The sequence below is a fragment of the uncultured Corynebacterium sp. genome (genome assembly GCF_902782855.1).
Lineage (GTDB): Bacteria > Actinomycetota > Actinomycetes > Mycobacteriales > Mycobacteriaceae > Corynebacterium.
Genome location: NZ_CACZOO010000370.1, coordinates 1 through 4,556, shown reverse-complemented (window position 1 = coordinate 4,556; position 4,556 = coordinate 1). Strand labels below are relative to the sequence as shown.

Sequence of the window (4,556 nt, the reverse complement as noted above, 5' to 3'; positions counted from 1 at the left end):
CCGCACGGACGTCGTCCATCGCCGCCACGAGCGCGTCGTCGTCGGAAAGCTCGTCCACGGTCGGCCACGGGGCGAGGTGCACCGACCGGCCGCCGGTCAGGGACTTCCAGATGACCTCCGACGCCATCGGCAGCATCGGCGCCGCCAGGCGCGTCAGCGTCTCCAGCACCGTGTACAGGGTGTTGAAGGCCTCGGGGAACTCCCCGTCACCGGCCCAGAACCGGTCGCGGGAGCGGCGCACGTACCAGTTGGTCAGCGCATCGCAGAACTGGCGGATCTCATCGGTGGCGGCCGCGATGTTCGTGGCGTCGAGCGATGCCGTGACCTCGGCGACCGTGTCGTGCAGCTTGGCGAGGATGTACCGGTCCAGGACGTTGGTGGACGCGGTGGATCGCTCCGCCGGGGTGTGCGCGTACAGCCGCAGGAAGGAATAGGCGTTCCACATCGGCAGCATCGCCTGACGCACCCCCTCACGGATGCCCTGTTCGGTGACGATGAGGTTTCCGCCCCGCAGGATCGGCGAACTCATGAGGAACCAGCGCATGGCGTCGGAACCGTCTCGGTCGAAGACACCGTTGACGTCCGGGTAGTTGCCCTTGGACTTGGACATCTTCAGGCCGTCGTCGCCGAGGACGATGCCGTGGGAGACGACCTTCTTGAACGCCGGCCGGTCGAACAGGGCGGTGGACAGGACGTGCAGCAGGTAGAACCAGCCACGGGTCTGGCCGATGTACTCGACGATGAAGTCCGCCGGCGAGTGGGTGTCGAACCAGTCCTTGTTCTCGAACGGGTAGTGCACCTGGGCGAAGGGCATGGAGCCCGAGTCGAACCAGACGTCGAGGACGTCGGGGACGCGCCGCATCGTGGACTTCCCCGTGGGGTCGTCCGGGTTGGGGCGGGTCAGTTCGTCGATGTACGGACGGTGGAGAGACGTCGGTCGGACCCCGAAATCAGCCTCCAGCTCGTCGAGGGAGCCGTAGACGTCGATACGCGGGTGGGCGTCGTCATCGGAGACCCACACCGGGATCGGGGAACCCCAGTAGCGGGAGCGGGAGATGTTCCAGTCACGGGCGCCCTCGAGCCACTTACCGAACTGGCCGTCGCGGATGTGCTCCGGGATCCACTCGATCTGGTCGTGGTTGAGTTCGACCATCCGGTCACGGAACTTCGTGACGGAGACGAACCAGCTGGGCAGCGCCATGTAGATCAGCGGCTCACCGGAACGCCAGGAGTGCGGGTAGGAGTGCTCGATGGTCTGGTCGCGGACGATCCGTCCCTTCTGCCTGAGGTCGCGGATGATCTGCCGGTTGGCGTCGAAGACGAGCTGGCCCTGGTAGTCCGGCACCAGGGACGTGAACTTACCGTCCATGTCGACCGGGATGACGACCTCGATACCTGCGGCGTTACAGGTGTTCATGTCGTCCTCACCGAAGGCAGGGGCCTGGTGGACGATACCGGTGCCGTCCTCGGTGGTGACGTAGTCGGCGGCGAGGATGCGGAAGGCACCCTGCTCCGCGCGGTCGGCGAAGTAGTCGAAGGGCGGGGTGTAGGTCAGGCCCACGAGCTGTTCACCGGTGAACTCGGCGACGATCCCGGCGTCCTCCCCCAGCTCCTTGGCATAGGCGCCCATGAGGTCCTTGGCGAGGAGCACCTTCCCGCCTGCGACGGCATCGGCACCGTCTGCGGAGACCGCGACCAGGGCGTAGGTGACCCCCGGGTTGACCGCCAGCGCAAGGTGCGAGGGCAGGGTCCACGGGGTGGTGGTCCAGGCCATCGGAGCGGCGCCAGCGAGCTCGGGGTGCGCGGCGAGGGTCTCGACCGCCGCAGTACCCGGGTAGGCGCCGGTGACCGGGAAGGTCACGGTCACGGTGGGGTCCTGACGCATCTTGTAGGAGTCGTCCAGGCGTGTCTCCTGGTTCGACAGCGGGGTGTGCTCCGCCCACGAGTACGGCAGGACGCGGAAGCCCTGGTAGATCAGCCCCTTGTCGTAGAGGGTCTTGAAGGCCCAGATCACAGACTCCATGTAGGACAGGTCCATGGTCTTGTATCCGTTGTCGAAGTCGACCCACCGGGCCTGGCGGGTGACGTAGTCCTTCCACTCACCGGCGTAGCGCAGCACCGACTTGGCGCAGTAGTCGTTGAAGGCCGCCAGCCCCATCTCCTCGATCTGGCCCTTGTCCTTGATGCCCAGCTGCTTCTCCGCCTCGAGCTCGGCGGGCAGACCGTGGGTGTCCCAGCCGAAGACGCGCGGGACCTTGTAGCCGCGCATGGTCTTGTAGCGCGGGACGATGTCCTTGACGTAGCCGGTCAGCAGATGGCCGTAGTGCGGCAGGCCGTTGGCGAAGGGCGGGCCGTCGTAGAAGATGTACTCGGGGGCGCCCTCCCGGTTCCGCAGGGACTCCTGGAACGTGTCGTCGTCTGCCCAGTAGGACAGGACATTGCGCTCCATGAGGGGGAACGAGCTGGTGCCGTCGCTCATGTCGGTGCGGGGATAGGCTCCGCCGGCGGGGGTGGTCATCGCGGACTCCTTGAAGGTTGTTCTTCTCACGTCCGCGGGGACGCTCCCGTTGCCGGTCGCGCGGTACCACCCCGCTTGATCTCCCCCACCGCCGAATGTCCCGGGGAGCTCCGCTCATCGTACGGCGTGACGTGCCGCGGTCCCGTCCGGTTCTACTGGGGAACACCGTCCATCCGGGCGGTGTCCGGTTCTTCCGGAGTGCTCCCCGGTGATGGCCGGATCAGTGCACGTGGTGACCCCGCACGGCGGCGCGGGACCAACTAGGGGCAGTATAACCCTTTCACCGTCGTTTCAACGCAACGAGGTCGACGAGGAACAGGACGACCCCCACGACGGCGACCCCCACGCACACCCACGCCCACAACGCTGACCCGAGATACAGGGCCACCATCAGTGAGAGGAACCCCAGCAGGGACAGGATGAGTGCGAGAGCGAGCATGGGGGTCAGGTGGTCCGGCTACTTGTTGTTGCCGAAGTTGAGACTGTTCGCCGAGGGAGCGGCGGTGCTCCGGCTGTTGAGTTCGTCGAGCTGCGACTCGAGGAACGTCTTCAGGCGGGTACGGTACTCCCGCTCGTAGGTGCGCAGTTCATCGATGCGCGCCTCGAGAGTCGTCTGCTGCTTCTTGATGGTCGCCATGATCTCGGTGTGCTTGCGCTCGGCGTCCTGCTCCAGCGCGGTCGCCTTCTCCTGAGCGGCCCGGACCTGCGCCTCCGACTGGGCGGTGGCGTCGGCGAGCAGGGTGTCCGCCTTCTGGCGGGCGTTGCCGACGAGGGTGTCGGACTGCTGGCGGGCGTCGGAGACGAGCTTCTCGGAGGTCTGCTTCGCCTCGGCGAGCTGCTTCTCGGAACGCTGCTTGGCGTCGGCCAACTGGGCCCGCGAGGTGCTGTTGGCGGAGTCGAGGGTCTTCTCTGCCTCCGAACGGGCCTCGGAGAGCATGGACTGGGACTCCTGCTTGGCGTCCCCGGTCAGGCGGTCCGCCATTTCCTGTGCGAGCGAGAGGACCCGGGCAGCCTGCATGTGCGTCTCGGCGGATGCCACGCCACCACCGGCGGGGGCCGCCGTGGCTGCCTGCGGGGCCGGAGCGCCCTGGGTGGCGGACTTCTGCGCCTCAGCGGCGGCGCGCTCCGCCTTCGCGGCCCGCTCCTCGGCGGCCCGCGCAGCGCTCTGCGCGTTCTTCAGCTGGAGCTCCAGGTCCTTGACCCGCGCCTCGGCGCGGGACCTGCCCTCCTCTGCGGACCGCGCGGCGGCGGTCGCCCGGTCCAGCTCCTCCGGATCAGCAGCCGGGCCGGCAGCCTCGACGGCGGGGACTCCGCTCGCGAGCTGTGAACGGAGTTCCTCCTTCTCGTCCTCGAGCTCAGCCAGCGTGTCCTCAACGAGATCGAGGAACTGGTCGACCTCGTCCTCGTTGTAACCTCGCTTGCCGATCGGCGGCTTGCTGAAGGCCACGTTATGAACGTCAGCGGGAGTCAACGGCATCGGTAGTTCCCTTCACAGTCGGTGTATGTACCACTGGTTGTCACCAGTGACACGTCAGGTCAGATCCTAGCAGGGACCGCAGACAGGAGTCTGAAGTTCAACCTCAAGTGCAATCTATCAGCAGAGTTATACCGCAACTTGAGACCCATTAGCAACAATAGCCCCAGTACGGGAAGAAACCGCCGTCTCCCCCGGACCCACATTCCGGGAAAGACGACGGCTTCGGTCACTACACACGACATCTCCGTGGACTCAGGACCACGAAGACAAGGCCAGTGTAGCGGTCATGTGAACAGCGCACAACGGATACCGCGGTATTAATCTCCCCGGCGGACGGATGTCTCAGGCCATACCATTGGCGACGGTCAGCAGGATCGTCACGAGTATCGACAGACCGAAGAAGAGCACGAGAATCGACACATCGATGGCCACACCCCCGAGGCGGATCGGGGGAATGAGCCGCCGCACCGGTTTCACCAGGACATCGGTGACGACGAACATCGGTTCGGCGACCAGCGCGAAACCGCGGGACGGGGACCACCGCCGGGAGAACGAACGAAT

4 protein-coding genes are annotated in these 4,556 nt (G+C 66.2%); all 4 read right to left on the bottom strand.

Annotated features, from left to right (window positions below; all coding sequences use genetic code 11):
• A partial coding sequence (gene ileS, locus QZV72_RS14755) for an isoleucine--tRNA ligase (RefSeq protein WP_297009502.1) occupies positions 1-2,518 on the bottom strand: 2,518 nt, incomplete at its 3' end.
• A gap of 280 nt (positions 2,519-2,798) precedes the next feature.
• Positions 2,799-2,957 (bottom strand): hypothetical protein, encoded by a 159-nt coding sequence (locus tag QZV72_RS14750; protein WP_297009501.1) that lies wholly within the window; start codon positions 2,955-2,957, stop codon positions 2,799-2,801.
• An 18-nt stretch (positions 2,958-2,975) separates the two neighbouring features.
• The gene (locus tag QZV72_RS14745; RefSeq protein ID WP_297009499.1) at positions 2,976-3,995 is read right to left on the bottom strand and encodes a DivIVA domain-containing protein; all 1,020 of its coding nucleotides are present in this window, start codon (positions 3,993-3,995) and stop codon (positions 2,976-2,978) included.
• 342 nt (positions 3,996-4,337) lie between these two features.
• On the bottom strand, positions 4,338-4,556 hold a 219-nt coding region (locus tag QZV72_RS14740; protein ID WP_297009497.1), incomplete at its 5' end, for a YggT family protein.

What these genes read in the sequence shown, in the direction of transcription:
- QZV72_RS14750 (WP_297009501.1), bottom strand. Translation starts at nt 2,957, where the DNA reads ATGCTCGCTCTCGCACTCATCCTGTCCCTGCTGGGGTTCCTCTCACTG.
- QZV72_RS14745 (WP_297009499.1), bottom strand. Translation starts at nt 3,995, where the DNA reads ATGCCGTTGACTCCCGCTGACGTTCATAACGTGGCCTTCAGCAAGCCG.